Source organism: Streptomyces pimonensis (genome assembly GCF_041380215.1).
Classification (GTDB): Bacteria; Actinomycetota; Actinomycetes; order Streptomycetales; family Streptomycetaceae; genus Streptomyces; species Streptomyces pimonensis.
This window is the reverse complement of sequence record NZ_JAHWZY010000034.1, coordinates 23785-47558: the sequence shown is the minus strand read 5'-3', so window position 1 is coordinate 47558 and position 23774 is coordinate 23785. Positions and strand designations below refer to the sequence as shown.

At 72.4% G+C, this 23774-nt stretch carries 23 protein-coding genes and 1 pseudogene; 9 read left to right on the top strand and 15 right to left on the bottom strand.

Annotated elements, in window-relative coordinates; translation table 11 throughout:
* Window positions 1-73: 73 nt before the first annotated feature.
* Together KYY02_RS26775 and KYY02_RS26770 are read right to left on the bottom strand one after the other, a co-directional pair.
* Window positions 74-979: a S1 family peptidase gene (locus tag KYY02_RS26775; RefSeq protein ID WP_371242255.1), complete on the bottom strand. Its 906-nt coding sequence runs from the start codon at window positions 977-979 to the stop codon at window positions 74-76.
* A gap of 298 nt (window positions 980-1277) precedes the next feature.
* A complete protein-coding gene (locus tag KYY02_RS26770) occupies window positions 1278-2408 on the bottom strand; it encodes a DUF5685 family protein (RefSeq protein ID WP_371242253.1) in 1131 nt (376 codons plus the stop codon).
* Window positions 2409-2700: 292 nt separating this feature from the next.
* Here KYY02_RS26770 and KYY02_RS26765 point away from each other — a divergent pair, with 292 nt between their 5' ends.
* A complete protein-coding gene (locus KYY02_RS26765; protein WP_371242251.1) occupies window positions 2701-3138 on the top strand; it encodes a cell division protein SepF in 438 nt (145 codons plus the stop codon).
* A 36-nt stretch (window positions 3139-3174) separates the two neighbouring features.
* Here KYY02_RS26765 and KYY02_RS26760 read toward each other — a convergent pair whose 3' ends face one another.
* Window positions 3175-4365: an acyl-CoA dehydrogenase family protein gene (locus KYY02_RS26760; protein ID WP_371242249.1), complete on the bottom strand. Its 1191-nt coding sequence runs from the start codon at window positions 4363-4365 to the stop codon at window positions 3175-3177.
* 112 nt (window positions 4366-4477) lie between these two features.
* Window positions 4478-6082, bottom strand: coding sequence for an MFS transporter (locus KYY02_RS26755; protein WP_371242248.1), 1605 nt, complete (start codon window positions 6080-6082; stop codon window positions 4478-4480).
* 263 nt (window positions 6083-6345) lie between these two features.
* On the opposite strand from KYY02_RS26755, the gene KYY02_RS26750 reads away from it, so the two are divergent.
* Together KYY02_RS26750 and KYY02_RS26745 are read left to right on the top strand one after the other, a co-directional pair.
* Complete coding sequence (locus tag KYY02_RS26750; protein WP_371242247.1) at window positions 6346-7677, top strand: glycosyltransferase family 39 protein; 1332 nt, start codon at window positions 6346-6348, stop codon at window positions 7675-7677.
* Window positions 7678-7917: 240 nt separating this feature from the next.
* Window positions 7918-8919 (top strand): phosphatase PAP2 family protein, encoded by a 1002-nt coding sequence (locus KYY02_RS26745; protein ID WP_371242245.1) that lies wholly within the window; start codon window positions 7918-7920, stop codon window positions 8917-8919.
* Between the two features lie 57 nt (window positions 8920-8976).
* On the opposite strand, the gene KYY02_RS26740 is transcribed toward KYY02_RS26745, so the two are convergent.
* Complete coding sequence (locus tag KYY02_RS26740; RefSeq protein WP_371242243.1) at window positions 8977-9192, bottom strand: I78 family peptidase inhibitor; 216 nt, start codon at window positions 9190-9192, stop codon at window positions 8977-8979.
* A gap of 412 nt (window positions 9193-9604) precedes the next feature.
* Here KYY02_RS26740 and ctaD point away from each other — a divergent pair, with 412 nt between their 5' ends.
* Window positions 9605-11296 carry an aa3-type cytochrome oxidase subunit I gene (ctaD, locus tag KYY02_RS26735; protein ID WP_371242241.1) on the top strand — a complete coding sequence of 564 codons (1692 nt, stop codon included), beginning with the start codon at window positions 9605-9607 and terminating at the stop codon, window positions 11294-11296.
* Window positions 11297-11664: 368 nt separating this feature from the next.
* Here ctaD and KYY02_RS26730 read toward each other — a convergent pair whose 3' ends face one another.
* The gene (locus KYY02_RS26730) at window positions 11665-12231 is read right to left on the bottom strand and encodes an MTB12 C-terminal domain-containing protein (RefSeq protein WP_371242239.1); all 567 of its coding nucleotides are present in this window, start codon (window positions 12229-12231) and stop codon (window positions 11665-11667) included.
* A 243-nt stretch (window positions 12232-12474) separates the two neighbouring features.
* On the opposite strand from KYY02_RS26730, the gene KYY02_RS26725 reads away from it, so the two are divergent.
* The 3 genes from KYY02_RS26725 (at window position 12475) to KYY02_RS26715 (ending at window position 14454) form a co-directional block, all read left to right on the top strand.
* Window positions 12475-12867 carry a hypothetical protein gene (locus KYY02_RS26725; RefSeq protein WP_371242237.1) on the top strand — a complete coding sequence of 131 codons (393 nt, stop codon included), beginning with the start codon at window positions 12475-12477 and terminating at the stop codon, window positions 12865-12867.
* A gap of 314 nt (window positions 12868-13181) precedes the next feature.
* On the top strand, window positions 13182-13964 hold the full coding sequence (locus KYY02_RS26720) for a DUF8842 C-terminal domain-containing protein (protein WP_371242235.1): 783 nt from the start codon (window positions 13182-13184) through the stop codon (window positions 13962-13964).
* Between the two features lie 85 nt (window positions 13965-14049).
* Window positions 14050-14454 carry a hypothetical protein gene (locus KYY02_RS26715; protein ID WP_371242233.1) on the top strand — a complete coding sequence of 135 codons (405 nt, stop codon included), beginning with the start codon at window positions 14050-14052 and terminating at the stop codon, window positions 14452-14454.
* Between the two features lie 61 nt (window positions 14455-14515).
* Here KYY02_RS26715 and der read toward each other — a convergent pair whose 3' ends face one another.
* The 5 genes from der to KYY02_RS26690 all read right to left on the bottom strand — a co-directional run bounded on the left by der (window position 14516) and on the right by KYY02_RS26690 (window position 19023).
* Window positions 14516-16006: a ribosome biogenesis GTPase Der gene (gene der, locus KYY02_RS26710; RefSeq protein WP_371242230.1), complete on the bottom strand. Its 1491-nt coding sequence runs from the start codon at window positions 16004-16006 to the stop codon at window positions 14516-14518.
* A 79-nt stretch (window positions 16007-16085) separates the two neighbouring features.
* Window positions 16086-16733: a lysophospholipid acyltransferase family protein gene (locus tag KYY02_RS26705; protein ID WP_371242228.1), complete on the bottom strand. Its 648-nt coding sequence runs from the start codon at window positions 16731-16733 to the stop codon at window positions 16086-16088.
* On the bottom strand, window positions 16730-17416 hold the full coding sequence (gene cmk, locus KYY02_RS26700) for a (d)CMP kinase (protein ID WP_371242226.1): 687 nt from the start codon (window positions 17414-17416) through the stop codon (window positions 16730-16732). The genes KYY02_RS26705 and cmk overlap by 4 nt, the downstream gene beginning before the upstream one ends.
* A gap of 165 nt (window positions 17417-17581) precedes the next feature.
* Window positions 17582-18667, bottom strand: coding sequence for a prephenate dehydrogenase (locus KYY02_RS26695; RefSeq protein WP_371242224.1), 1086 nt, complete (start codon window positions 18665-18667; stop codon window positions 17582-17584).
* Complete coding sequence (locus KYY02_RS26690; protein ID WP_371242222.1) at window positions 18664-19023, bottom strand: chorismate mutase; 360 nt, start codon at window positions 19021-19023, stop codon at window positions 18664-18666. Before KYY02_RS26690 ends, KYY02_RS26695 begins: the two co-directional genes overlap by 4 nt.
* Before the next feature lie 334 nt (window positions 19024-19357).
* On the opposite strand from KYY02_RS26690, the gene KYY02_RS26685 reads away from it, so the two are divergent.
* The gene (locus KYY02_RS26685) at window positions 19358-19591 is read left to right on the top strand and encodes a Rieske (2Fe-2S) protein (RefSeq protein WP_371242220.1); all 234 of its coding nucleotides are present in this window, start codon (window positions 19358-19360) and stop codon (window positions 19589-19591) included.
* 22 nt (window positions 19592-19613) lie between these two features.
* Window positions 19614-20357, top strand: a complete 744-nt coding sequence (locus KYY02_RS26680) for a nucleotidyltransferase domain-containing protein (protein WP_371242218.1) — start codon at window positions 19614-19616, stop codon at window positions 20355-20357.
* Here KYY02_RS26680 and KYY02_RS26675 read toward each other — a convergent pair.
* From KYY02_RS26675 to KYY02_RS26660, 4 genes and pseudogenes are all read right to left on the bottom strand, one after another.
* Window positions 20259-20701 (bottom strand): annotated as a pseudogene (locus KYY02_RS26675) (NUDIX domain-containing protein); the annotation flags it as partial. The gene KYY02_RS26680 and the pseudogene KYY02_RS26675 sit on opposite strands and share 99 nt — an antisense overlap.
* Window positions 20702-20764: 63 nt before the next feature.
* Window positions 20765-21835, bottom strand: coding sequence for a pseudouridine synthase (locus KYY02_RS26670; protein ID WP_371242216.1), 1071 nt, complete (start codon window positions 21833-21835; stop codon window positions 20765-20767).
* Window positions 21835-22500 carry an SMC-Scp complex subunit ScpB gene (gene scpB / locus KYY02_RS26665; protein ID WP_371242214.1) on the bottom strand — a complete coding sequence of 222 codons (666 nt, stop codon included), beginning with the start codon at window positions 22498-22500 and terminating at the stop codon, window positions 21835-21837. The genes KYY02_RS26670 and scpB overlap by 1 nt, the downstream gene beginning before the upstream one ends.
* On the bottom strand, window positions 22497-23762 hold the full coding sequence (locus KYY02_RS26660) for a segregation and condensation protein A (protein ID WP_371242212.1): 1266 nt from the start codon (window positions 23760-23762) through the stop codon (window positions 22497-22499). Before KYY02_RS26660 ends, scpB begins: the two co-directional genes overlap by 4 nt.
* Window positions 23763-23774 lie beyond the last annotated feature (12 nt).

Genomic DNA, 23774 nt, shown 5'->3' with positions numbered 1-23774 from the left:
GGGCTCGTCGTGCTGCCGGCTGCGAGGTGGGACACGTGGGGCCGGCGGCGCCGGCCGGCCCCGGTGTCCGCTCCTAGGTGAGGGTGACGCCGTAGGCGCTCAGGGCCTCCGTCACCGGCTGGAAGAAGGTCGTACCGCCGAAGGTGCAGTTGCCGCTGCCGCCGGAGGTCAGACCGTACGCGGTGCCGTTGCTGCCGTAGAGCGAACCGCCGGAGTCACCGGGCTCGGCGCAGACCGTGGTCTGGATGAGGCCGGAGACGATGTCGCCGCCGCCGTAGTTGACGGTGGCGTTCAGAGCGGTGACCCGGCCGCTGCGGGTGCCGGTGGTGGAGCCGTCGCGGATGACGGTGGTGCCCACGCTCGGGGTGGCCGCACGGGTGATGTCCACGCCGTTCGCGGTGCCGGGCCGGCTGACGGACCCGGTGTACCGGACGATGCCGTAGTCGTTGCCCGGGAAGCTGGTGCCGGCGGTCGAGCCGAGCACCGTGGTGCGGCTGGAGTTGCCGTACCAGGTACCCGCGCCCTGGGTGCAGTGACCGGCGGTCAGGAAGTAGTCGACCCCGCTGCTGGAACGGACGTTGAAGCCGAGGGAGCAGCGACCGCTGCTCGAGTAGATCGCGTCGCCGCCCTGGATGAGCTTGCTGAACGTACCCGGGGTGCGCTTGACGGTGATCGCGTCGGCGTCGTCCCCGGCCTGCTGCTTGATCTTGTTGATCTCGGCCTGGGAGACGGTGCTGTCGACGGTGAGGAGCACCCGGTTGGTCTTGCTGTCGACGGCCCAGGCGGTGCCCGGGACGTCGGCCTTCAGCACCGAGCCGCTGACGCTCTTGAGCTCCGCGGAGCTGAAGGTGGCGGGGGTGTCGGCCGCGTTCGCGCTGGGGATCGCGATCGCGGCGGCGGCCACGAGGCCGGTGGATACGGCGATCAGCCGAGTCCGTCTCGAGAGGCCGCTGCGGGGGGTGGTGCGCTTGATCCTCACTTCTCGTTCCTCCACAAAGGAAGTAGGGGGGCCCTCGTGGGGTTGCGGGCCCGGTGAGGCGCAGCCAGGGAACCGGGTGCCCGGATTCCGAACACGCCGTGCTCCTGACAAGCGCTGTGGGCGAGTATTCGGCCGACCGACCGTTCGGCGCAAGGGTGCCTTTTGGACGTCGCCCTTTGAACGGTCTAGGAGATTTGGTCCGGGTGTGAAACCGCGTCATCAGTGGTCACACCCGCAGCACGACCGGCCGAACAACCGCGCGGTGTCCGGAATTCGACCCTCCGGATAATCGGCCCCGTCAGCAGTCGCAGCCGCAGCAGCCGTCCTCGCCGCAGCAGTTGCAGCACTCGCAGCAGTTGCAGCAGTCTCCGCACCCGCCGCAGGGACCCTGCCTGGACTCGCGGGTCCAGGGGTCCTCGTAGGTGCCGCAGCACAGCCGGCAGGTGCAGGCGAGCCCCAGCCACACGGCGCAGCCGGCCAGCAGCCCGCGCCGGTCGCGGCGCGGCGGTCCGGGGGGCAGCGGGCCACCGGGAGTGCCGGGCGGCGCGTAGAGGCCGGCTCCGTGGGCACAGGAGACCGTACCGAAGGCGCGATGAACGGAGTTGGGCAATTCATGGACGAGCAGCCGGTGCGCGAGACCGCCGTCCTCGAACTCCACCTCGCGCAGGGCGAGCCGGATGCCGTGCACCGCGTCGTCGGCGAGCCGGCGGGCCTCCTCGAGCGGGGTCCTGGTGGCGGTGAGCGGGTTCCAGGCGCCCGAGGCCGCGTCGGCCTCCCGGTCCTCCACGGCGTCCAGGAGGTGCGCGAGACGCCCGAAGAGGCGTCCGGCCTCCGCGAGCGGTACGGCGTTGTGCGGCCGACCGGCCAGCACCGCGGTGTGCGCGAAGGCCGCGGCCGTCGCGGTCTCGGTCGGCTCGGTGACGGTGAGGATCGGGGTGCCGGGCGCGGCGAGGGTCTCGATGCCGGCCTGCCGGTCCACGGCGTCGACGAGGACGGCGGTGTCGAACCCGACGGCCGAACCGCTCCGCGCCCCCGCCCGGTCCCAGCTCGCCGCGAGCCGGCGCGCGGCGAGCGCGACCGGCCTGCGCGCCAGCACCCCGTCGCCGTCGGCGACATGGTCGCGCACCTTGGCGGAGGCGAGGACGAGGGAGACGGCCGCCGCGAGCCGCGCGCCCTCACCGTGCACGACGGACGCGGTGCGCATACCGCGCAGCGGACACGGACCCGCGGTGCGCCGTCCCGCGGCCGGTTGTTTCGCCTGAGCCTCCGTCAGGACGGATATGAGGAGCCCGTCGTAGTTGGTGACGATCCGCGCGAGCTGTCCGTGGTCCCCGCGCAACGCGAGGCACAGCCCGCACAAATGGGCCGTCCACTGGACGGTGAGCTTCTCCCCGAGCCGGTGCCGACACGGCCTGACCATTCCGAACACGACGTTCCCCCGTGCAGTTGTACGACGTTGAGCGGCGGCAGCGTATCGACCCGGGCGTTCACCCGTACGCACCTGTCTTCACCCGTACGCCGGGAAGAATCATATTTCACTCACAGTCAGCAGCCGTTTGCCCCAGGACCCTTGGGAAACCCGGACTCTCGACGGATCAGCTGTGCACCAGTACCGTCACAAACCCCCCGCGCGGCGTCTATCCACTTGGCGCGACGTCCGCATCATGGACGACCATAGGGATGCGGAAAGACAAAAAAGACCGCTGTGAGAGGAGGCGTCCATGGGATCGGTACGCAAGGCGAGTGCCTGGCTTGGCCTCGTCGACGACAACGAAGACGAGCGTTATTACGACGACGACTACTCCGACGGGACCGAGCCCGGCGAGGCCTGGGTCACCGATCCGCGGGTCAAGGTGGCCGCGGACGTCGCCGAGGAGAGGGGCCGCCGGATCGGCACGGTCACCCCGGACAGCTTCCGGGACGCCCGCGCCATCGGCGAGCTGTTCCGCGAGGGTGTTCCCGTCATCATGAACCTCACGGCCATGGACGCCGGTGACGCCAAGCGCGTCGTCGACTTCGCCGCGGGCCTGATCTTCGGCCTGCGCGGTTCCATCGAGCGGGTCTCCAACCGGGTGTTCCTGCTCAGCCCGGCCGACACCGAGGTCGTCAGCGGTGAACCGTCCGCGCACCGGTCGGACGGCTTCTTCAACCAGAGCTGAGGCAGGGCCGTACACCGGTCCTGCCTCCCCGGAGGCTCACCGGAAGGCGTCGAGCCCGGTGAGCGCCTTGCCCAGCACGAGCTGGTGCATCTCTACGGTGCCCTCGTAGGTGAGCACCGATTCCAGGTTGGTCGCGTGCCGCATCACCGGATACTCCAGCGAGATCCCGTTGGCGCCCAGGACCGTCCGCGCCGTGCGGCAGATGTCGATGGCCTCGCGGACGTTGTTGAGCTTGCCGAAGCTGACCTGTTCGGGACGCAGGCGGCCGGCTTCCATGCGCCGCCCCAGGTGGTGGGCGAGCAGAATCCCCTTGTGCAGTTCGACCGCCATGTCGGCGAGCTTGGCCTGGGTGAGCTGGAACCCGCCGATGGGCCGCCCGAACTGCTCCCGCGACTTCGCGTAGTCGACCGCCGCCTCGAAGCAGCTCCGCGCGGCGCCCATCGCGCCCCAGACGATCCCGTACCGGGCGTGCGACAGACAGCTGAGCGGGCCCTTCAGACCGGTCGCCCCGGGCAGCACGGCGTCGGCGGGCAGTCGTACGTCGTCGAGGACCAGCTCGCTGGTGACGGAGGCGCGCAGCGACCACTTGTGCTTGATCTCGGGCGCCGAGAACCCGGCGCTGCCGGCGGGCACCACGAAGCCGCGGATCCCGTCGTCGGTCCGCGCCCACACCACGGCGACACCGGCCACGGACCCGTTGGTGATCCACATCTTGCGCCCGTTGAGCACCCAGTCGGTGCCGTCCTTCTTGGCGTGCGTGCGCATCGAGCCGGGGTCGGAGCCGATGTCGGGTTCGGTGAGCCCGAAGCAGCCGATGACCTCGCCGGACGCCATCCGCGGCAGCCACCGCTGCTTCTGTTCCTCGCTGCCGAAGCGGTGGACGGCGTACATGGCGAGCGAGCCCTGCACGGAGACCAGCGACCGGATCCCGGAGTCGGCCGCCTCCAGCTCCAGACAGGCGAGTCCGTACTGGACGGCGCTCGCGCCCGCGCAGCCGTAGCCGTCGAGGGACATGCCGAGCGCGCCGAGCGCGCCGAGTTCCCGGGCCAGCTCCCGGACGCCGGGCAGCTCACCCTTCTCGTACCAGTCGGCGACGTACGGGAGCACGCGGTCGGCGGCCCAGGTGCGCACGGTGTCCCGGACGGCCAGGTCCTCCGGCTCCAGCAGGTCGTCGAGGCCGAGGGGGTCGGCGGGGTCGAAGGGGGGCGACTTCACGGACGCGGACATGAGGCATCCTCCGGGGCTGGTCCGGGGTATCGACCAGCGCTGCTGGCCGCGGCTCGGGGCGACGCTACGACGCGGCCTCCCGCACGTCCACCCGGCCGGGGTGGGGTACGGGTCACACCTTCAGCTCGGAGCCCCGGCACTCCGCGGCCTCCCGCGGCGCGGGCACCTCCACGGCCGGCGGCTCGCACTGCATCGTCCGCGGCAGACGCGACGCCATCACCGCACCGAGCAGCAGCAGACCCGCGCTCACCAGCAGGGTCACGTGCAGTCCGTGCACGAAGGAGTGGCGTGCCGCGTGGCGCAGGGCGGTCCCGGCGGGTCCGCCGAGCCGGTCGGCCACCTCGTAGGCCTCCCCCAGCGAGTGCGAGGCCGCCGAGGACGCCGCCGGGGACACCCCGGGTATGCCGGTGAGGCCGGGGGCGTAGGCCGCGTTCATCACGCTGCCGAGGAGCGCGATGCCCATGCCGGCGCCCAGCTGGTAGGAGGTCTCACCGATCGCGGCCGCCCCGCCGGCCCGGTCCGGCGGCGCTTCGCTGAGCATCGACTCGTAGGCCCCGAACAGGGTGGTCTCCAGGCCGAAGCCGAGCAGCACGAAACCGGTCAGCAGCAGGGGCCAGTCGTCCTGTCCGCCCATCGCGGTCAGGACCACCACCGCGGCGGCCGTCAGGCAGAAGCCGGAGCAGACCATGCGGCGCGGGCCGAAGCGGCGCAGCATCCGCGCGCCCGCCAGGCCCGCCGCCATCGCCGCGAGCGTCAGCGGCAGCAGACGCAGCCCGGTCTCCAGCGGGGAGAGCCCGAGCACGAGCTGGAGGTACTGGGCCGCTATCAGCTCCAGGCCCACCAGGGCCAGCATCGCCAGCACGATGCAGCCCACGGACGTACTGAACGCCGGCCGGGCGAACATCCTCAGGTCGACCAGCGGATGCGCGCGGCGCCGTTGCCGGCGCACGAAGACGGTCAGCAGTCCGGTGCCCACGAGCAGCAGCAGCACGGTCCACACGCCGGAGGCGCCGCCGCCGAGCCGCTTCACGCCGAGGACCACCGCGAACAGCCCGGCGGCGGCCGTCAGCGCGCCGGCCACGTCCCAGGGTCCGTCGTCGTCGCCCTTCGACTCGGGCAGCAGAAGCCGCCCGACCGGGAGGCTGACCAGCATCAGCGGAATGTTGACCAGGAACACCGAACCCCACCAGAAGTGCTCCAGCAGGAAGCCGCCGAGCAGCGGGCCGACCGCCGCGCCCACGGCGGCGACCGCGCTCCAGACCCCGATGGCCAGGGCCCGCTCGCGCCGGTCCGGGAAGACCTGGCGCAGGATCGACAGCGTCGCCGGCATGATCATCGCGCCGCCGACGCCGAGCAGCGCCCGCGCCACGATCAGCACCTGGGCGTTGTCCGCCAGGGCAGCCATGCCCGAGGCGACGCCGAACAGGGCGTAGCCGAGCAGCAGGACGCGTCTGCGGCCGACCCGGTCGCCGAGGGTGCCGAAGAGGATGAGCAGCGAGGCGCAGACCAAGGGGTAGACGTCGACGATCCAGAGCAGTTCCATCGCGCCGGGCCGGAGGTCCTCGGTGACGGCGGGGACCGCGACGTGCAGCACGGTGGCATCGACGGCGACCAGCAGCAGGCTGACGCACAGGACGACGAGCACCACCCAGCGGTTGGCACCGGCCCCGGCCGCCCGACGGCGCAGCGCGACGGCGGCCGTGGTCGTCCCGGACATGTACGTACCTCCCAGATGTTCCCTCGCGATCGACGGGCTCACGGGGTCGGGGACTCCCCCGTGACTCGGCCGGAGAGGAGCGGTGGTCTCCGGCTCGTGCGGCGAGCGGCGAGTGACACGTCAGAGTACGCGAGGGAGAGCCGGGATCGAGTGGCGGGTCTCTCACTGCTCCGGCGGATCGGTGTGGCGTGCACCACTCGCTTTGTCGGGGTCGCGCGCCCCACCGGGCGGGCCGGTTCCGTGCCGGGTCGATAATCGGGCGCGTGAACGATCTCGATGTGCGCGCCGCCCCGGCCCGCCCCGGAGCGCTGCGCCGCGCCGCGCCGGCACTCCTCGGGTACGCCGCCGTGCGCGCCCTGGGCCTGGCCGTGCTGGCCCTGTGGAGCGGGGCGCGCGGCAAGGACGCGTACACCCTGCTGACCGCCCGCTGGGACTCGCTCTGGTACGCGAGGGTCGCCGAGTCCGGGTACGGCTACGAGGTGCGGCTGCCGGGCGGCGACGTGCACTCCGACCTGGCGTTCTTCCCGCTGCTCCCGTGGCTGGAGCGACTGGTGGCGGCGGTGTCCCCGCTGTCGTACGCCGACGGGGGCTTCGTGGTGAGCCTGCTCGCCTCGCTCGCGGCGGCCTGGGGGATCTTCGCGGTGTCCGACCACGTGTACGGGCGCCGGACCGGGGTGTGCGCGGTGCTGCTGTGGGCGGTGCTGCCGGTCGGGATCGTGCAGTCGATGGCGTACAGCGAGTCCCTGTTCACCGCGGTCGCCGCATGGTCGCTGTACGCCGTACTGACGGGACGCTGGGTGACGGCGGGCGTCCTGGCGGGCCTGGCGGGGCTGACCCGCCCGGTGGGGGTGGCGGTGGTCGCGGCGGTGTGGGCGGCGGGCATCTCCCCGTTCCTGTGCGAACGCGTCCGTGCGCGGGGGCACGTCCTCACGCGCGGCCGCTCCTCCCCCGCCCGGGAGCGCACTCCTTTCGCGCGGGATCGCAGCGCGGCGCCGGAGGACGGCGCGCGGGCCGGGGAACGCGCCGGTGCTTCCGCGATCGCCCGGCGCGTCCATCCGCCGGAGGGCGCTCCGCACTCGGCGGACGCCCCCGGCGTGCGCCTGCGCCGGGTGCTCGGCGCACTCCTCGCGCCCCTGGGAGCCGCCGGTTACGTCCTGTGGGTCGGCCACCGGACCGGCGACGGACCGCTGGGATACCTCGGTGTGCAGGCCGGGTGGCGGAACGGTTTCGACGGGGGGTACGCCTTCGCCCGCTTCGTCGCCGACAAGTTCACGTCGTTACCGTCCGCCCCGGCGGGTCTCGGTCTGGTGGTCGGCGTCGGCCTCGTGGTGTGGCTGTACGTCGTCTGCGTGCGGCAGCGCCAACCGCTCCCCCTGCTGGTGTACGCCGGGGTCGTCACCGCGCTCGCCCTGTGCGCGTCGAGCTACTTCGGTTCGAAACCGCGACTGCTGCTGCCCGCCTTCCCCCTGCTGCTACCCCTCGCCCTGGCCCTGGCCCGGCTGCGTACGCCCAGGTCCGCGCTGATCGTGGGGGCGGTCGCGGCGGCCTCGGCGGTGTACGGGGCCTTCTGGCTGAACGGCTCCGGTCCGCCCTGACCTGACCAAAACGGACGGTGAGCGCCGGGGAAATTCCGCACCAGCCCCCGGTGAACGAATTCAAAAGCGCGATAAAACCGTCCCCCCCGGAATGATCAAAGGAATTGAAGTCCACAGCATCCGGGGTTTGCGGATTCACCGGCGATAAAGGCCCTCCTGAGAGGAATGCCACATCACATCGTCATCACAAAGAGCCTGATTCGACGGGGTTCCGTACTCACTCGCTGTAACGTCGATTGGGTGCGTACCGAACGGAAGCCCACCCGTCTGGACCGGGTGTTCGCGAGGCTGGATCGTGAGCCGGAACGACCGGCTCACATCGGCGTGCCGCGAATGAGCCGGCACCGGGTGGTGTTGTTCACCGCCGCCCTGGCCTTCTATCTGGCGATCGTGTGGGCCGTGCTGATCACCTCCTGGCTGGTCCGGCTGGACTGGCAGGTGATGTTCTTCCGCCCCTACCAGCAGTGGTCCGAGATCCACGCGTTCGTCGACTACTACGTGGTTCTCGGCCAGCGCGGCCCGACGGCGGTGATGGTGGCGTCCTGGCTGGGCTGGCGCTCCTGGCGGCAGCACACCCTGCGCCCGCTGCTCGCCCTCGGCGTCTGCCTGTTGCTGCTCAACGTCACCGTGGGGGCCGCGAAGTACGGCATGGGGCGTCTCGGACCGCACTACGCGACCGAGATCGGCTCGAACGAGATGTGGCTCGGCGGAGACATATTTCCCAGCGGCCACACCGCCAACGCCGTGGTGACCTGGGGGATCCTGGCCTATCTGGCCTCCACCCCGAGAGCCCGCCGCTGGCTGTCCGCGCTGTCGGCCGTGACCTCGCTCGGTGTCGGACTGTCCACCGTCTACATCGGGACCCACTGGCTGAGCGATGTGCTCCTGGGCTGGGTCGCGGGCCTGCTGATCCTGCTGGCGCTGCCCTGGTTCGAGCCGGTGATCGCCCGCACGGAGACGCGGATCTTCGACCTGCGCGCCCGCTGGCGGGACCGCCGGAAAGGCTCGGCGCAGACCGGCCCGCTCGAGCGGCCCGTCATGCTCAAGCCGCTCACCGACCGCGCGGACACGGCTCCCGAGCCGGTCACCACGGGCCGTCCGGCCACCCGGTCACCCGCCTATCTGGCGCCCGGGCCGCACACGGGCCGCGCGGAGCGCTCCCCGGTCACCCCGGCGGGCAGCCGCCGCCCGCCGCACGCGGAGCGCCACCCGCGCGGCACGACGTCGGCGACCCGTCCCTGACGGACGCACACCACGGCCCCGGCTCTCCGACGAGGGAGCCGGGGCCGTGACCGTGTGTCAGCCCTTCCAGGCGCGCGCCACCAGGCCGTCCCGCACCTCGAAGTTCAGCCGGCCCGTGCGGTACTCCATGGTGATGACCGCCCCCGGGGGCAGCGCCCGCACCGTCGACCAGCCGCGCTCACGCGCGAGGTGCTCGGCCCGGTCCGCCGCGAGGCCGACGTAGGCGTCCGGACTGTCGTGGGGTTCCGCGGAAGGTGTCGGAATGGGTGCCATGCGGCCACGCTAAGCCCCGGAGCGGGGGAGCCGGAAGCCCGGACACCGGGCCGGATCTCCGGCGGTCACACTTCTGTCACAGGATCACGACAGACGTTCGCGACGGCGACCGTCACCCGGGCGGGCGTTTCGGTACGCCTTCCGCGGGAATTCGAACGTAATTCCCGTACGCCACACCACAGACCCGATTAACTCCGGTGGAAAGTTCCGGTGGAAGTACTCCCGGAGCCCATTCCCCTTTCCCCTGCCGCGCATGCTCACCCAGACCGGTGTGCACAGAAAATACGTAGTTCCGCCACACGATCCGCCACGTCCTCTGTCGGAGACCGACAGGAGCGAGCATCATGGCGTGGGCCCGGGGGTACATGTGGCGCTGATCTCCCCGCGGGCGAGAAGCGAAGGGGCGAATGACATGGGGACGCAGACCGTCCAGGCCGCGGCGCGGCCGGCGCGCCGGCCGCGCCGCGGTCGGCTGGTGATCGACTGGCTGACCACCACCGACCACAAGAAGATCGGTCACCTCTACCTGATCACGTCGTTCGCATTCTTCCTGATCGCCGGTGTGATGGCGCTGCTGATGCGCGCCGAACTGGCCCGGCCAGGGCTGCAGCTCGTCGACAACCAGCAGTTCAACCAGATGTTCACCCTGCACGGCACGATCATGCTGCTGCTGTTCGCGACCCCCAGCTTCGCGGGGTTCGCCAACGAGCTGATGCCGCTGCAGATCGGCGCGCCCGACGTGGCCTTCCCGCGACTGAACATGTTCTCGTACTGGCTGTTCCTCTTCGGCGGCCTGATCGTGCTCGGTTCCCTGCTGGTGACCGGGGGCCCGCCGGCCTTCGGCTGGTTCGCCTACGCGCCGCTGAACAGCATGCAGTACTCCCCCGGCCTGGGGCCGGACCTGTGGATCATGGGCCTCGCACTCTCCGGCTTCGGCACCATCCTCGGCGCGGTCAACTTCATCGCCACCATCGTCGGGATGCGCGCCCCCGGGATGACGATGTTCCGGATGCCCCTGTTCACCTGGAACACGCTTTTCACGTCGATCCTGATCCTGCTGGCGTTCCCGGTGCTCGCGGCGGCTCTGCTGGTGCTGGAGGCGGACCGGCGGTTCGGCTCGCAGGTCTTCGGGTCCGCCCACGGCGGGGCGGTCCTGTGGCAGCACCTGTTCTGGTTCTTCGGCCATCCCGAGGTCTACATCATCGCGCTGCCGTTCTTCGGCATCGTCACCGAGATCATCCCGGTCTTCAGCCGCAAGCCGCTGTTCGGCTATCTGACGCTGGTGGGCGCCACCATGGCCATCACGGGCCTGTCGGTCGTGGTGTGGGCGCACCACATGTTCGCCACCGGCGCGGTGCTGCTGCCGTTCTTCTCCTTCATGAGCTTCCTGATCGCGGTGCCGACGGGCGTGAAGTTCTTCAACTGGACCGGCACCATGATCAAGGGGTCGCTGTCCTTCGAGACGCCGATGCTGTGGGCGACCGGCTTCCTGGTGTCGTTCCTGTTCGGCGGACTGACCGGGGTGCTGCTGGCGTCGCCGCCGCTGGACTTCCACGTCACGGACTCGTACTTCGTCGTCGCGCACTTCCACTACGTGGTCTTCGGCACCGTCGTCTTCGCGACCTTCGCCGGGTTCTACTTCTGGTGGCCCAAGTTCACCGGGAAGATGCTCGACGAACGGCTCGGCAAGATCCAGTTCTGGACGCTGTTCGTCGGCTTCCACACCACGTTCCTGGTGCAGCACTGGCTCGGCGCCGAGGGCATGCCGCGCCGCTACGCCGACTACCTGGCGGTGGACGGCTTCACCGCGCTGAACACCGTCTCCACCATCGGCGCCTTCCTGCTCGGCATGTCCACGCTGCCGTTTCTCCACAACGTCTGGAAGACCGCCAGGTACGGCGAGAAGGTCGAGGTCGACGATCCCTGGGGCTTCGGGCGGTCACTGGAGTGGGCGACCTCGTGTCCGCCGCCCCGGCACAACTTCACGACGCTGCCCCGGATCCGTTCGGAGTCGCCGGCGTTCGACATGAACCATCCGCAGTACGCGGCCGTGACGTCCCAGCCCGAGCCGGAGGGCGAACAAGCCGGCTCCGGGCCTCGCTGATCGCGTCGGTCGGCCGGGGGCGGCCGGCCTGCCGAGATGTCCACCGTGCGGGCGGCCCGCCGGCCGCCGCGGACGGCCACCGTCCCGGAGGGGGCGGCGGCCGGGCTCGTGGGCCGACCGCGGCACCGTGAAGCAGGTGCGGTTCATGCTGCCCTGCGGCACCCGGCCCTCCCCGTCCCGCCGGCGCGCCACGGACGGGCAAGGTCCGGGGAGGGCCGGCGGCTCGGACGACCGCCGGAACGAGCGGAGCGGCCAGTCGGCGCTCCGGGCGGGTGCGGGCGGGCGCTCGTCGTGCTCGAGAACGCTCTGCGGCAGCCGGCTGCCGCAGGCCGCGGTCAGAGCGAGGAGCGCGGCCTGCGGCAGGGGTCTCAGCAGCCCGGAATGTCCGGTGGCGATCCATCACCGCTCAGCTGCACCAGCGCGCACAGGGACTTGACCGACACCTTCCAGGTGCCGCCGTCGTCGACGGACGTTCCGGAGGCGTCCGGGAGGGCGGTGGCGCCCCTGAGGGCGACCGTGAACCTCACGTCCGCCTCGGTCGGCGAGGTGAACGTGACGTCGGTTACCTTCGCCTGGAGCTGTCCGACGCGGTTGTCACCGCTGAACGCCTCGAGCACGGGGCCCAGCAGTTCACCGTTCTGCAGGAGCTGCTTCTTCTCGTCCACCGGGGTTTCGGGGTCGAAGAACTTCTCCCAGTTCCGCCGGATCTCCCGCTCGGCCGCCTCCCGGTCCGCGGGCGCGCTGACCGGTGCGCTCGTCGTGCCGTCCGCCGACGAGGTGGGGGACGGGCTGTCGCCGCCGTCGCCGCCGCACGCCGCGAGCCCAGGCGCGAGGACCAGGGACAGCGCCGCGGCCAGCGCCGTGCCCCGTCCCGTCGCCCGTGGGCGGCGCCCCGTCCGCGGGTTCCCCCGCCCGGTGCCACTGCCGAGAACCATCTGGCCCACCAATCGGGTGCCGGTCCGGACCATGCGCCCGGTGCTTTCAGGGTCGGCCGCCAGGAGACGTAGCGCAAACCATGCGGACGGTCCCACTGCGGACCGCACACCTCGTCCTCCGGGCGGGCTGGACCGCGCTCGCCGCCGGCGCGGTGCCGTGCGTCATCGGCTGGTACGGCGTCCCGGGCGAGCGCTACGCCGAACGGCAGCTGCCCGTCCGGTCTCCTGCGGCCTCCCCGAGCCGTGCTGATCGCCGCCGGGGCGGCGTCGCTCGCCCACGGCCCGGACGCGGTCGCCGCGAGGGGTGTGGCGGAACTGTACGGCCTGCCGGCCGCCGCCGAGCAGCGGCTGCCGCCCGTCCCGCACGGCCGGCCCGCCCGCGTGCACGTGCTGCGCCGGGGCGCGGTGGTGTTCGCCGGGGGCCGGCGGACCCGGCCGGTCCGCCTTCGCGCGGTGGCCGTAGGGCCCGTCCGGCCGGCCGGACGGGGCGCCGTGTCCGGGCGGGGGGCGGCTCAGGTGCTGCTCGTGGTGCGGTCGGCGGACGTACCCGAGCGGTGTTCACTGCACACGGCGAAGGAATGCGAGGACCCTCCGGTACCGAAGTCAAACAACGCCCTTCCGTATCAAACCAGTTGACACTTACCTTGGGTAGCGACGATTTCGAGCCAACCACTTCGTTCCCTGATTTCCGGATTTGTCGACCGCCGGACAGGGCGCCCCCTGAGCCCCCTCACCTGCTCAACCGCAGTACATCAAAGGAAAGTTGACACCGAGCGGCCGATCCCGCGCCAGGCGTGACCGTACGCGCCGGATGGTTCGATTCCGTTCGCCCCGGGGCGTGACCACCGCCGCAGATCGCCCGTTGTCTTCTTCATGAGCCGGGACCCACCCGGACCACGGGCCGGGAGCCACCCGGCCTCGCCACGCACCGCATCCCGAGGGAGCCACCCGTGCCGCGCATGCTCGACGTCAGCGACGAGGTACGCGCCGAGATCGGCGACGAAGAAGCAGCCCGCCTGCTCGCCGGAGAGTCCGCCCCGGGCAGTTACGACTGCACCTCCTGCCGCACCCCGGGCGACACCCAGCAGGAGCGCACCAGCACCGTCCTGTTCGTCGGGGAAGAGACCGCCGTCCTCGCCTTCGCCCACGCCGGCTGCCTGCCCTCGCAGGTCGTCCAGGTCACCGAGGAACAGCTCCAGGGGGCCGTGCGGGCCATCGGCGGCGACACCGGGGGGCCGGCGTCCGCGCAGGCCGCACCCGAACAGGCCGTGCTCGGGGTGACCAGCGGACTGGTCCTGATCTCGGAGGAGTTGCATCCGGCGCTGGTCGTGGAGCCGACCGCGCCGGTCGCGCGGCCCGGTTCGCCCGGGTCCGGCGACGACTTTCTGCCGCTCCTCATCGAGCAGGGCTTCATGCCCCTGACCGAACTGTCGGCCGTACCGCCGACGCTGCACGGCTGGTCGGTGCTGCTCGCCGCGGGTCAGCTGCACGCCGTGCTCCAGCCGAACCCGGCCGGCGGCCGTCCGGTGGCCTGGTGGCAGGCGCACCAGCCGCTCCAGGTCACCGACGGCTGGCGGTCGGCCGCCAACAAGCACCAGCAGGTGCTGATGTTCGCCGCCCCGGTCGGCTCGATCGGCCGCCAGCCGCGCGAGGACCTGCTGCGCGACGCACTGGACAAGGCGGCGGCGAACGGCAAGCTCGTCGCCGCCGCGCTGCCCCTCGCCGGCCTCTGACCGACCCCGCCGCCCGACCGGAGCACTGCCGGCGAATGCCGCAAAAGGACCGCATCCCTTACGCCACGAGGTCGTTTGGACATACGTGCACGCATACGACGTTCCCCGCCGCCAGTCCTTCGTCTCGGTCCCCACACCCGTGCGCCCGGCGCAGGTCTCCCGGAGCGGCCTCTCGGCCACACCGATCTACGACGCCCTCTACACCGAGTACGTCAGGTCCTTCCGTTCGCTGCCGGGTGACCGCAGCGGCGAGGAGGAGCTGGGTTTCACCGCCTTCGGGAACATCCCGCGCGGTACGGGCTCGTACGGCGACGAGAGCCCGAACACGTTCGGCGCCTCCCTCGTGAGCGGCGCCCACGGTGCGGGGGCCGACGGCGGCCGCCAGGGCACCGGGCCGCAGTGGCAGCGGGTCGGCACGGTCGGCCGGCCCGCCTCCGGGATGCACCACGTGCCGGCCGGGCTGCCGCCGACCCCGCGCAGAGGCGCCTGACCCGAGGCACGGCGGAGGGGCGGCCCCACCGGGGCCGCCCCTCCGCCGTGCCTGCCGTCGGCTACTTCTTCCTGCCGCGCTTCTCCCGCACCCGCACCGAGATGTGGATCGGCGTCCCCTCGAAGCCGAACTCCTCGCGCAGCCGCCGCTCGATGAAGCGCCGGTAGCCCGCCTCGATGAAGCCGGAGGCGAACAGCACGAACCGCGGCGGCCTGGTGCCGGCCTGGGTGCCGAACAGGATGCGCGGCTGCTTGCCGCCGCGCACGGGGTGCGGGTGGGCGGCGACCAGCTCACCGAGGAAGGCGTTCAGCCTGCCCGTCGGGACCCGGGTCTCCCAGCCCTCCAGGGCCGTCTCGATGGCCGGGACCAGCTTCTCCATGTGCCGGCCGGTGCGCGCCGAGACGTTCACCCGGGGCGCCCACACCACCTGGCCGAGCTCGGTCTCGATCTCCCGCTCCAGGTAGTAGCGGCGCTCCTCGTCGAGGGTGTCCCACTTGTTGTACGCGAGGACGAGGGCGCGGCCCGCCTCCACGGCCATGGTGACGATCCGCTGGTCCTGCACCGAGATGGAGTCGGCGGCGTCGATGAGCACGACGGCCACCTCCGCCTTCTCGACTGCGGCGGCGGTGCGCAGCGAGGCGTAGTAGTCGGCGCCCTGCTGGAGGTGGACACGCTTGCGGATACCCGCCGTGTCGACGAACTTCCAGGTCTTGCCGCCGAGTTCGATCATCTCGTCGACCGGGTCACGGGTGGTGCCGGCGAGCTCGTTGACGACGACCCGTTCCTCGCCCGCGACCTTGTTCAGCAGCGAGGACTTGCCGACGTTGGGCCTGCCGATCAGGGCGACCCGGCGCGGGCCGCCGACGGCGGTGCCGAAGGTCTGTGCCGGGGCCTGCGGCAGCACCTCCAGGACCTGGTCCAGCATGTCGCCGGTGCCGCGGCCGTGCAGGGCGGAGACCGGGTACGGCTCCCCCAGGCCCAGGGACCACAGGTACGCGGCGTCGGCCTCGCCGCTCGGGCCGTCCACCTTGTTGGCGCACAGCACGACCGGCTTGCCCGCCTTGCGCAACAGCCGGACGACGGCCTCGTCGGTGTCGGTGGCACCGACCTTGGCGTCCACGACGAAGACGACCGCGTCGGCGGCCTCGATGGCGTACTCGGCCTGGGCGGCCACGGAGGCGTCGATGCCGAGGACGTCCTGCTCCCAGCCGCCGGTGTCGACGACCTTGAAGCGGCGTCCCGCCCACTCGGCCTCGTAGGTGACGCGGTCGCGGGTGACGCCCGGCTTGTCCTCGACGACCGCCTCACGACGGCCGATGATGCGGTTCACGAGGGTCGACTTGCCGACGTTGGGGCGGCCGACGACGGCGAGCACGGGCAGCGGGCCGTGGCCCGCCGCCTCGATGGCGCCCTCGACGTCCTCGAGGTCGAAGCCCTCCTCCGCGGCGAGCTCCATGAACTCCGCGAACTCGGCATCGCCCAGCGCCCCGTGGTCGTGCTCGTGCGCACCCTCGTACGCGTCCGAGCCGTCGGGCTGGATGTGGTCGTTCATGAAGTCCGTACCTCTGCGTTCATCGTGGTGATCGGTGGAACGTCCTCATGCGCGAGGCCGGTCCACTACTCAGTGTCGCCTAGCGCCCGGTGAGGCGCCTGGCGTTTTCCAGGTGCGCGGTGAGCTGCTTCTGGATGCGTTCGGTCGCCTCGTCCAGCGCCTTGCGCGTACGTCTGCCGCTGCCGTCGCCCGCGTCGAAGGGGTCGCCGAAGACGACGTCGACGCGGGAGCGCAGCGGGGGCAGTGCCTTTATCAACCGTCCGGGCCGCTCGGAACTTCCCAGCACGGCCACGGGAACGATCGGCGCGCCGCCGCGTACGGCGAAGTACGCGAGTCCCGCGCGGAGGGCGGCGAAGTCGCCCTCGCCCCGTGTGCCCTCGGGGAAGATGCCGAGGACTCCGCCCTGCTCCAGCACGCCCAGCGCCCGGGAGATCGCCGTGCGATCGATGCTGTGCCGGTCCACCTTCAGCTGGCCGATGCCGGTCAGGAACGGGTCGAGCGGGCCGACGAACGCCTCCTTCTTGATCAGGAAGTGCGTCGGCCGGGGTGCCACGCCCATGACCATGGGTCCGTCGATGTTGTGGGAGTGGTTCACCGCGAAGATCACCGGTCCGGTGACGGGGACCCGCCAGGCGCCCAGCACACGCGGCCTCCACAGCCCGTACATCAGGCCGACGCCGATGCGCCGGCCGACCTCGGCGCTCCGCACCGATGGGACGTCGGTCACTTCCCCGCCCGCTTCTCCTCGACGAGGGTGACGAGACACTCGATGACCTGCTGGAGCGTGAGGTCGGTGGTGTCCACCTCGACCGCGTCGCCGGCCTTGGCCAGCGGGGAGGTCTTGCGGCCGGCGTCGGCCGCGTCCCGCTTGATCAGGGCCTCACGGGTGGTGTCCAGGTCGGCGTTTTTGAGCTCACCGCTGCGGCGGGCTGCACGGGCCTCCGCACTGGCGGTGAGGAAGATCTTCAGGTCGGCGTCGGGCAGCACGGTGGTGCCGATGTCGCGGCCCTCGACGACGATGCCGGTGACGGCGGAGGCGGCGATGGACCGCTGCAGCTCGGTGATCCGGGTCCGTACGTCGGGGACCGCGGAGACCGCGCTGACCTTGGAGGTGACCTCCTGTCCGCGGATCGGTCCGGCCACGTCGACGCCGTCGACGGTGATCGTGGGGTTCCGGGGGTCCGTACCGGAGACGATCTCCGGCTTCCCGGCGACGGCGGCGATCGCGGACGGGTCGTCCGTGTCGATGCCGTTGGTCACCATCCACCAGGTGATCGCCCGGTACTGGGCGCCGGTGTCCAGGTAGCTCAGGCCGAGCTGCGCCGCCACGGCCTTCGACGTGCTCGACTTGCCCGTGCCGGAGGGGCCGTCGATGGCGACAATCACGGGCTGGGCGGCGCCGTTTTCCACGGGGGAACACCTTCCTGGTGCAATGGAGTGGTGTGTGCGGGACGCGGACACGCCCCGCACCAGATTACCGGCCCCCCGGAACCCTTCCGACAAGCGGACGATCCGGCCCCCCGGGGAAGGGGCGTTCCCGGGGCCCTCCCCCTCCCCGGGGGGCGCCCCGGCCCGTCACTGCCGGATCGCCCAGCCCCGCTCCCGCAGCCCCGCGGTGAGGACCGGGGCCGCCTTGGGGTCCACCGCGAGCTGGACCAGACCGGCCTGCTGTCCGGTGGCGTGCTCGATGCGGACGTCCTCGATGTTGACGCCGGCGCGTTCGGCGTCCGCGAAGATGCGGGCCAGCTGGCCGGGCTGGTCGTCGATGAACACCGTCACGCTCTCGTAGGCGCGCGGTGCGGACCCGTGCTTGCCGGGGACGCGGACCTGGCCGGCGTTGCCACGGCGCAGCACGTCCGCGATGCCGGTGCTGCCCTCGCGGCGCTCGTCCTCGTCGGAGGACTGCAGCGCGCGCAGGGCGCGCACGGTCTCCTCCAGGTCGGCGGCGAAGTCCGTGAGCAGGTCGGCGACCGGCCCCGGGTTCGCGGAGAGGATGTCGATCCACATCCGGGGGTCGGAGGCGGCGATCCGGGTCACGTCCCGGATGCCCTGCCCGCACAGCCGTACGGCGGCCTCCTCGGCGTGCTCCAGGCGTGCGGCGACCATGCTGGACACCAGGTGGGGCATGTGGGAGACGAGGGCCACGGCCCGGTCGTGGGCGTCGGCGTCCATGACGACGGGCACGGCCCTGCAGTGCGAGACCAGTTCCAGGGCGAGGTTCAGCACCTCGGTGTCGGTGTCCCCGGTCGGGGTCAGCACCCAGGGACGCCCCTCGAAGAGGTCCCCGGTGGCGGCCAGCGGGCCGGACCGCTCGCGGCCGGACATGGGGTGGGTGCCGATGTACGGGGTCAGGTCGAGCCCGCGCTCCTGGAGTTCGCGGCGTGGTCCGCCCTTGACGCTGGCCACGTCGATGTAGCCGCGTGCCGCACCGCGCCGCATGGCGTCGGCGAGCACGTCGGCCACATGGGCGGGCGGGGCGGCGACGATGACCAGGTCGACCGGCCCGTCGGGCGTCTCGTCCGTGCCGGCGCCCAGCGCGGCGGCCGTACGGGCCTGCTCCGGGTCGTGGTCGGCGAGGTGGACGACGACGCCCCGTCCGGACAGGGCGAGCGCGGCGGACGTACCGATCAGTCCGGTGCCGATGACGAGCGCGGTTCTCACTGGGCGACGTCCCTGCGCGGGGCCGCCGCGGCGCCGGGGCGGACGTACGCGACCTCGGCGCGGGGCTTGCCGGACCCGGTGCGCGCGGGGACCCGGACGACGCGGGGCCGGGCACCGTCGACGTCCGGTTCCTGGGCGCGGGTCGGGGGGCCGTCGACGGTGCCGAGCTTGCGGACGGCGGCAGGGAAGTCGCCGTGCGGGTCGGGCGTGGCCGTGAACCGGAGGCCGGTCAGGTCGTCGGTGTGCAGGCCGTTGCGCTCCGGGACCGCGGTGAGCGGCGCGCCGACCCGCTCCTCCATGTGACCGGCCTCGCCCCGCTCCGACTGGACGGCCCCCCGGACCGCGCGTACCGCCACGACGATGCTCCTTGCTGACGTGCGTGTGTGCTGTTCCGTCGTCCAGCGTAGTCAGCCCGCGCGGGGGCGGCGCCGGACGCCCGTCCGCTGAGACGGGCGGTGCACGCCTTCGGCGATGCTCTTCCGCGATGTGCTTCTTGTCCGGCGCATTCGGTGCCAGGATGCGGGAACCGCGGCTTGCGGGAGTGATGACACGGCCCCTCGTGCGACGCGCCGCACGGTCCTTCCCCCGACAGGTGCGGCGGCGCCGGCTGCGGGCCGCGGCTCGGACGGCGGGACGGCGCCTCGTCGGACACCGCCGGGCAGGAGCTGATCCCGGCCGCCGAACGTCCCCGTGGACGGGAGGATCGTGGTCACCCGGCCCGAGGAGGGCGACTTCAAGGCGTTCCCGGCGATCCGCACCCATCAGGACCGTGCGGTGGCCGACGTCGCGGACGGCACCGCCGGCCGCGCCCGCCACGGCGGCCGGTGCAGGAACACCGACGGCTCGGTGGAGCGGGGCCCGCGACCCGGCCGCTGCCCGAGGCAGCGGATCACGGCGGAGGGGAATCCGGTCCACCGGGCGTGATCCACCGCGTACGCTCCCGGGCATGCGCCCCGAGACCCTGGTCGGTGACCACACGATCTACGCCTGTGTCATGGGCTCGCGTGCCTTCGGTCTGGCCACCGAGGGCAGCGACACCGACCGCCGGGGCGTCTTCCTCGCGCCCACTCCCCTGTTCTGGCGCTTCGAGAAGCCGCCCACGCACATCGAGGGCCCGGCCGAGGAGCAGTTCAGCTGGGAGCTGGAACGCTTCTGCGAGCTGGCCCTGCGCGCCAACCCCAGTATCCTGGAGTGCCTGCACTCCCCGCTGGTGGAGCACGCCGACGCCACCGGCCGCGAGTTGCTGTCCCTGCGCGAGGCGTTCCTCTCCCGCAGGGTCCACGAGACCTTCACCCGCTACGCCCACGGCCAGCGCCGCAGACTGGAGGCGGACGTCCGCGCCCACGGCGCCCCTCGCTGGAAGCACGCGATGCACCTGCTCCGCCTGCTGATCAGCGCCCGCGACCTGCTCCGCACGGGCGCCCTCACGATCGACGTGGGCGAGGACCGCGAGCCGCTGCTCGCGGTGAAGCGGGGCGAGGCGTCCTGGTCCGAGGTGGAGTCCTGGATGGCCCGGCTGGCGGAGGAGGGCGCACGGGCCGCCCTGCGCAGTCCGCTGCCCGAGGAGCCGGACCGGCGCCGGGTCGAGGACTTCCTCGTCCGCGCCCGCCGCGCCTCGGCCCTCCAGGCGGATCCGTACGACGAGGTCGTGCAGGGCGTCGTAGGCGGAGGGGGCACCGGGCAGGACTGACGCGGCCTGCGCCGCGCCGCCGCGCGCCTCGGGAGCGTCGGGCAGCAGGGCGGCGAAGGCGACCCGCATCCGGGGGGCGCGGTCGGGTTCGCTGTAGGTCCGCAACCGCTCCGGACGCAGCCCGGACACGTCCGTCAGCCCGGTCTCCTCGCCCAGCTCGCGCCGCGCGCTCCGCGGACTCGTCCGGCCGGACGAAGCCCCCGGGCAGCGCCCACCGTCCGGCGTACGGCTCCTGGCCGCGCTCGACCAGCAGCACGGTGCAGCGCGCCCGCGCGGAGGGTGAAGACGGCGAGGTCGACGGTGACGGCGAACGGTTCGAAGGCGTGCCTGTCGTAGCCGTCCATGGCCCGCGCCCCCTTAATGGCCGAGGGGACGGTTAAGGGGGTGCGGGCCGGTCCCGCAAGCCCCTAGAGGTCGACCTCCTGCATCAGCATCCCGACCTCGGTGTTGGACAGCCGGCGCAGCCAGCCCGACTTCTGGTCGCCCAGGGTGATCGGCCCGAAGCCGGTGCGCACCAGCTTTTCGACCGGGAAACCGGCCTCGGCGAGCATGCGGCGCACGATGTGCTTGCGGCCCTCGTGCAGGGTCACCTCGACGAGGTAGTTCTTGCCGGTCTGCTCCACGACCCGGAAGTGGTCCGCGCGGGCGTAGCCGTCCTCCAGCTGGATGCCGTCCTTGAGCTTCTTGCCCAGGTCACGCGGGATCGGGCCCACGATGGCCGCCAGGTACGTCTTCTTCACGCCGTACCTGGGGTGCGTCAGCCGGTGCGCGAGCTCCCCGTGGTTGGTGAGCAGGATGACGCCCTCGGTCTCGGTGTCCAGCCGTCCGACGTGGAAGAGACGGGTCTCGCGGTTGGTGACGTAGTCACCGAGGCACTGCCGGCCCTCCGGGTCCTCCATGGTCGACACGACACCGGCGGGCTTGTTCAGCGAGAAGAACTGGTACGACTGCGTGGCGACGGTCAGGCCGTCGACCTTCACCTCGTCCTTCTCCGGGTCGACCCGCTTGCCCTGCTCGAGCACGATCTCGCCGTTGACCTCGACCCGCGCCTGCTCGATCAGCTCCTCGCAGGCGCGCCGGGAGCCGTAGCCCGCGCGGGCGAGCACCTTCTGCAGCCGCTCCCCCTCCTGCTCGGCGCCGGGGAAGGTCTTGGGCAGCTTGACGTCCTTCTTGCCCGCGTACCGCTCCCGGTTGCGCTCCTCGACCCGCGTCTCGTACTCACGGGACCTGGCGGGGGCCGTACGGGCCCCGCCGCCCTGCCGGGGGGACTGCTTGGGGCCGCCCTTGGCGCCCCCGCGCGCGGAGCCGCCCCGACCGGACTTCGGGCCGTCCTGGGTGGCCCCGGGGCCCACGTCGTAGCGGCGCTCCTCGGGGCGGGGCTTGCGGGGGCGGCCCTGCCCCTGCTTCTGGTCCCTGTCGTTGCCGGCGCCGCGGTGATTACCGCGTCCGCCGCTCTTTCCGCTGCCGCTGCTTCGCATCAGAATTCCGTCGTCGTCGTGTTCGTCGGTGGACCGTCGTCCGGGTCCGGGGCGTCCGGATCGAACGACGGCACGCCTTCCTGTGTCTCGGCCTCGATCGCCTCCGCCTCCGGGAGGAAGGGCGCGAGTTCCGGGAGCTCGTCCAGACCGCGCAGGCCCATCCGCTCCAGGAAGTAGTTCGTCGTCGTGTACAGGATCGCACCTGTTTCGGGTTCCGTGCCCGCCTCCTCGATCAGACCGCGCTGCAGGAGGGTGCGCATCACGCCGTCGCAGTTGACTCCGCGCACGGCGGAGACGCGGCTGCGGCTGACCGGCTGCCGGTAGGCGACGACCGCGAGGGTCTCCAGGGCGGCCTGGGTGAGCCGGGCCTGCTGGCCGTCCAGGACGAAGCCCTCGACGGCGGCGGCGTACTCGGGGCGGGTGTAGAAGCGCCAGCCGCCCGCGACGAGGCGCAGTTCGAAGCCGCGGCCCTGGAGAGTGTACTCGTCGGCCAGCTCACGCAGCGCGTCCGCGACCCGGCGCTCGGGGCGCTCCAGGATCTTCGCCAGGTGCTCCTCGGTCGCGGGCTCGTCCACGACCATGAGGACCGCCTCCAGGGCCGGCTTGAGGGCGAGTTCCGCTGCGGTGCGCGGCCCGGCGGGGGTCCCGGTCGTCTCCTCGCTCACGGCTTCCTCTCCTCCTCGGGCCGCTGCGGCGGCCGGTCGAACTCGTCGGTGACCGTCGGCACGGCGTTCCCGTCCCCGCCGGTCCAGCGCACGGTCAGTTCGCCGAGCGCGGTCTCCTGGTCGAGGGCGACGGCCTTCTCGCGGTACAGCTCCAGCAGGGCGAGGAACCGGGCCACGACGGTCAGGGGGTCGTCCGTGTCCTCGACGAGGGCCCGGAAGTCCGCCTCGCCGAGTTCCCTGAGCCGGGCGACGACGATCCCGGCCTGCTCCTGCACGCTGACCAGCGGGGCGTGGATGTGGTCGACGTACACCTGCGGCTTGGGCCTGGGCTGCATCGCCTTGACGGCGAGCCCGGCGAACCCCTCGGGGCCGATGCTGATGACGACCTCGGGCAGCAGCTCGGCGTGGTGCGGTTCGAGTCCGACGGTACGGGGGTGACGGCGGCCCTCGTCGTCGAGACGCCGGCTGAAGATCTCGGCGATCCGTTTGTACGCGCGGTACTGCAACAGCCGCGCGAACAGCAGGTCCCGGGCCTCGAGGAGCGCGAGGTCGGCCTCGTCCTCCACCTCGGCGGCGGGCAGCAGCCGGGCCGCCTTGAGATCGAGCAGCGTGGCCGCCACGACCAGGAACTCGGTCGTCTCGTCCAGGTCCCAGTCGGGTCCCATGGCCCGGATGTACGCCATGAACTCGTCGGTCACCTCGGACAGCGCGACCTCGGTGACGTCCAGCTTGTGCTTCGAGATCAACTGGAGCAGGAGATCGAACGGCCCCTCGAAGTTCGCCAGCCGAACCGTGAACCGCCCGTCGTCGTCCTCACCGGCGCCCGCCCGGGGGACACCGCCTCCGGGCTCCGCCCCGGCCGTGTCCTCGGTGACGTCCGCCGCCGGCCCCGACGCACTCGAGACCGTCCCCACGCCCTCCGCCCGCGCCGACGCCCCCGGGGAGGACTCCCCGGGCACGGCGGTCCCGAGCTGTGGCGCACCCACCGGTTCGACCGGCGAGAAACGTCCCGGCGCCCTCGGGTCCGGCTCGTCCGCCCCCGCGGGCCACGCGGGCGGCGCGGCACCCGCCGGGTCCGGCTGCGGGGCCGGGGCCCTGTCCCGCGACGTCACCTCCGGTGGGGGCGGCGTGGCGGTCCCCGCGCCCTCCTCGGGCGCCCCGCGCCCGGCGGCCGGGGCGTCCGGCGTCGCGCCCGCTCCCCGGCCCAGGGTGCGGCGGCGGGGCGGCCGGGCGCCGGGGGCGGGTGCGTCGTTCGAGGTCATGACCTCCGCAGG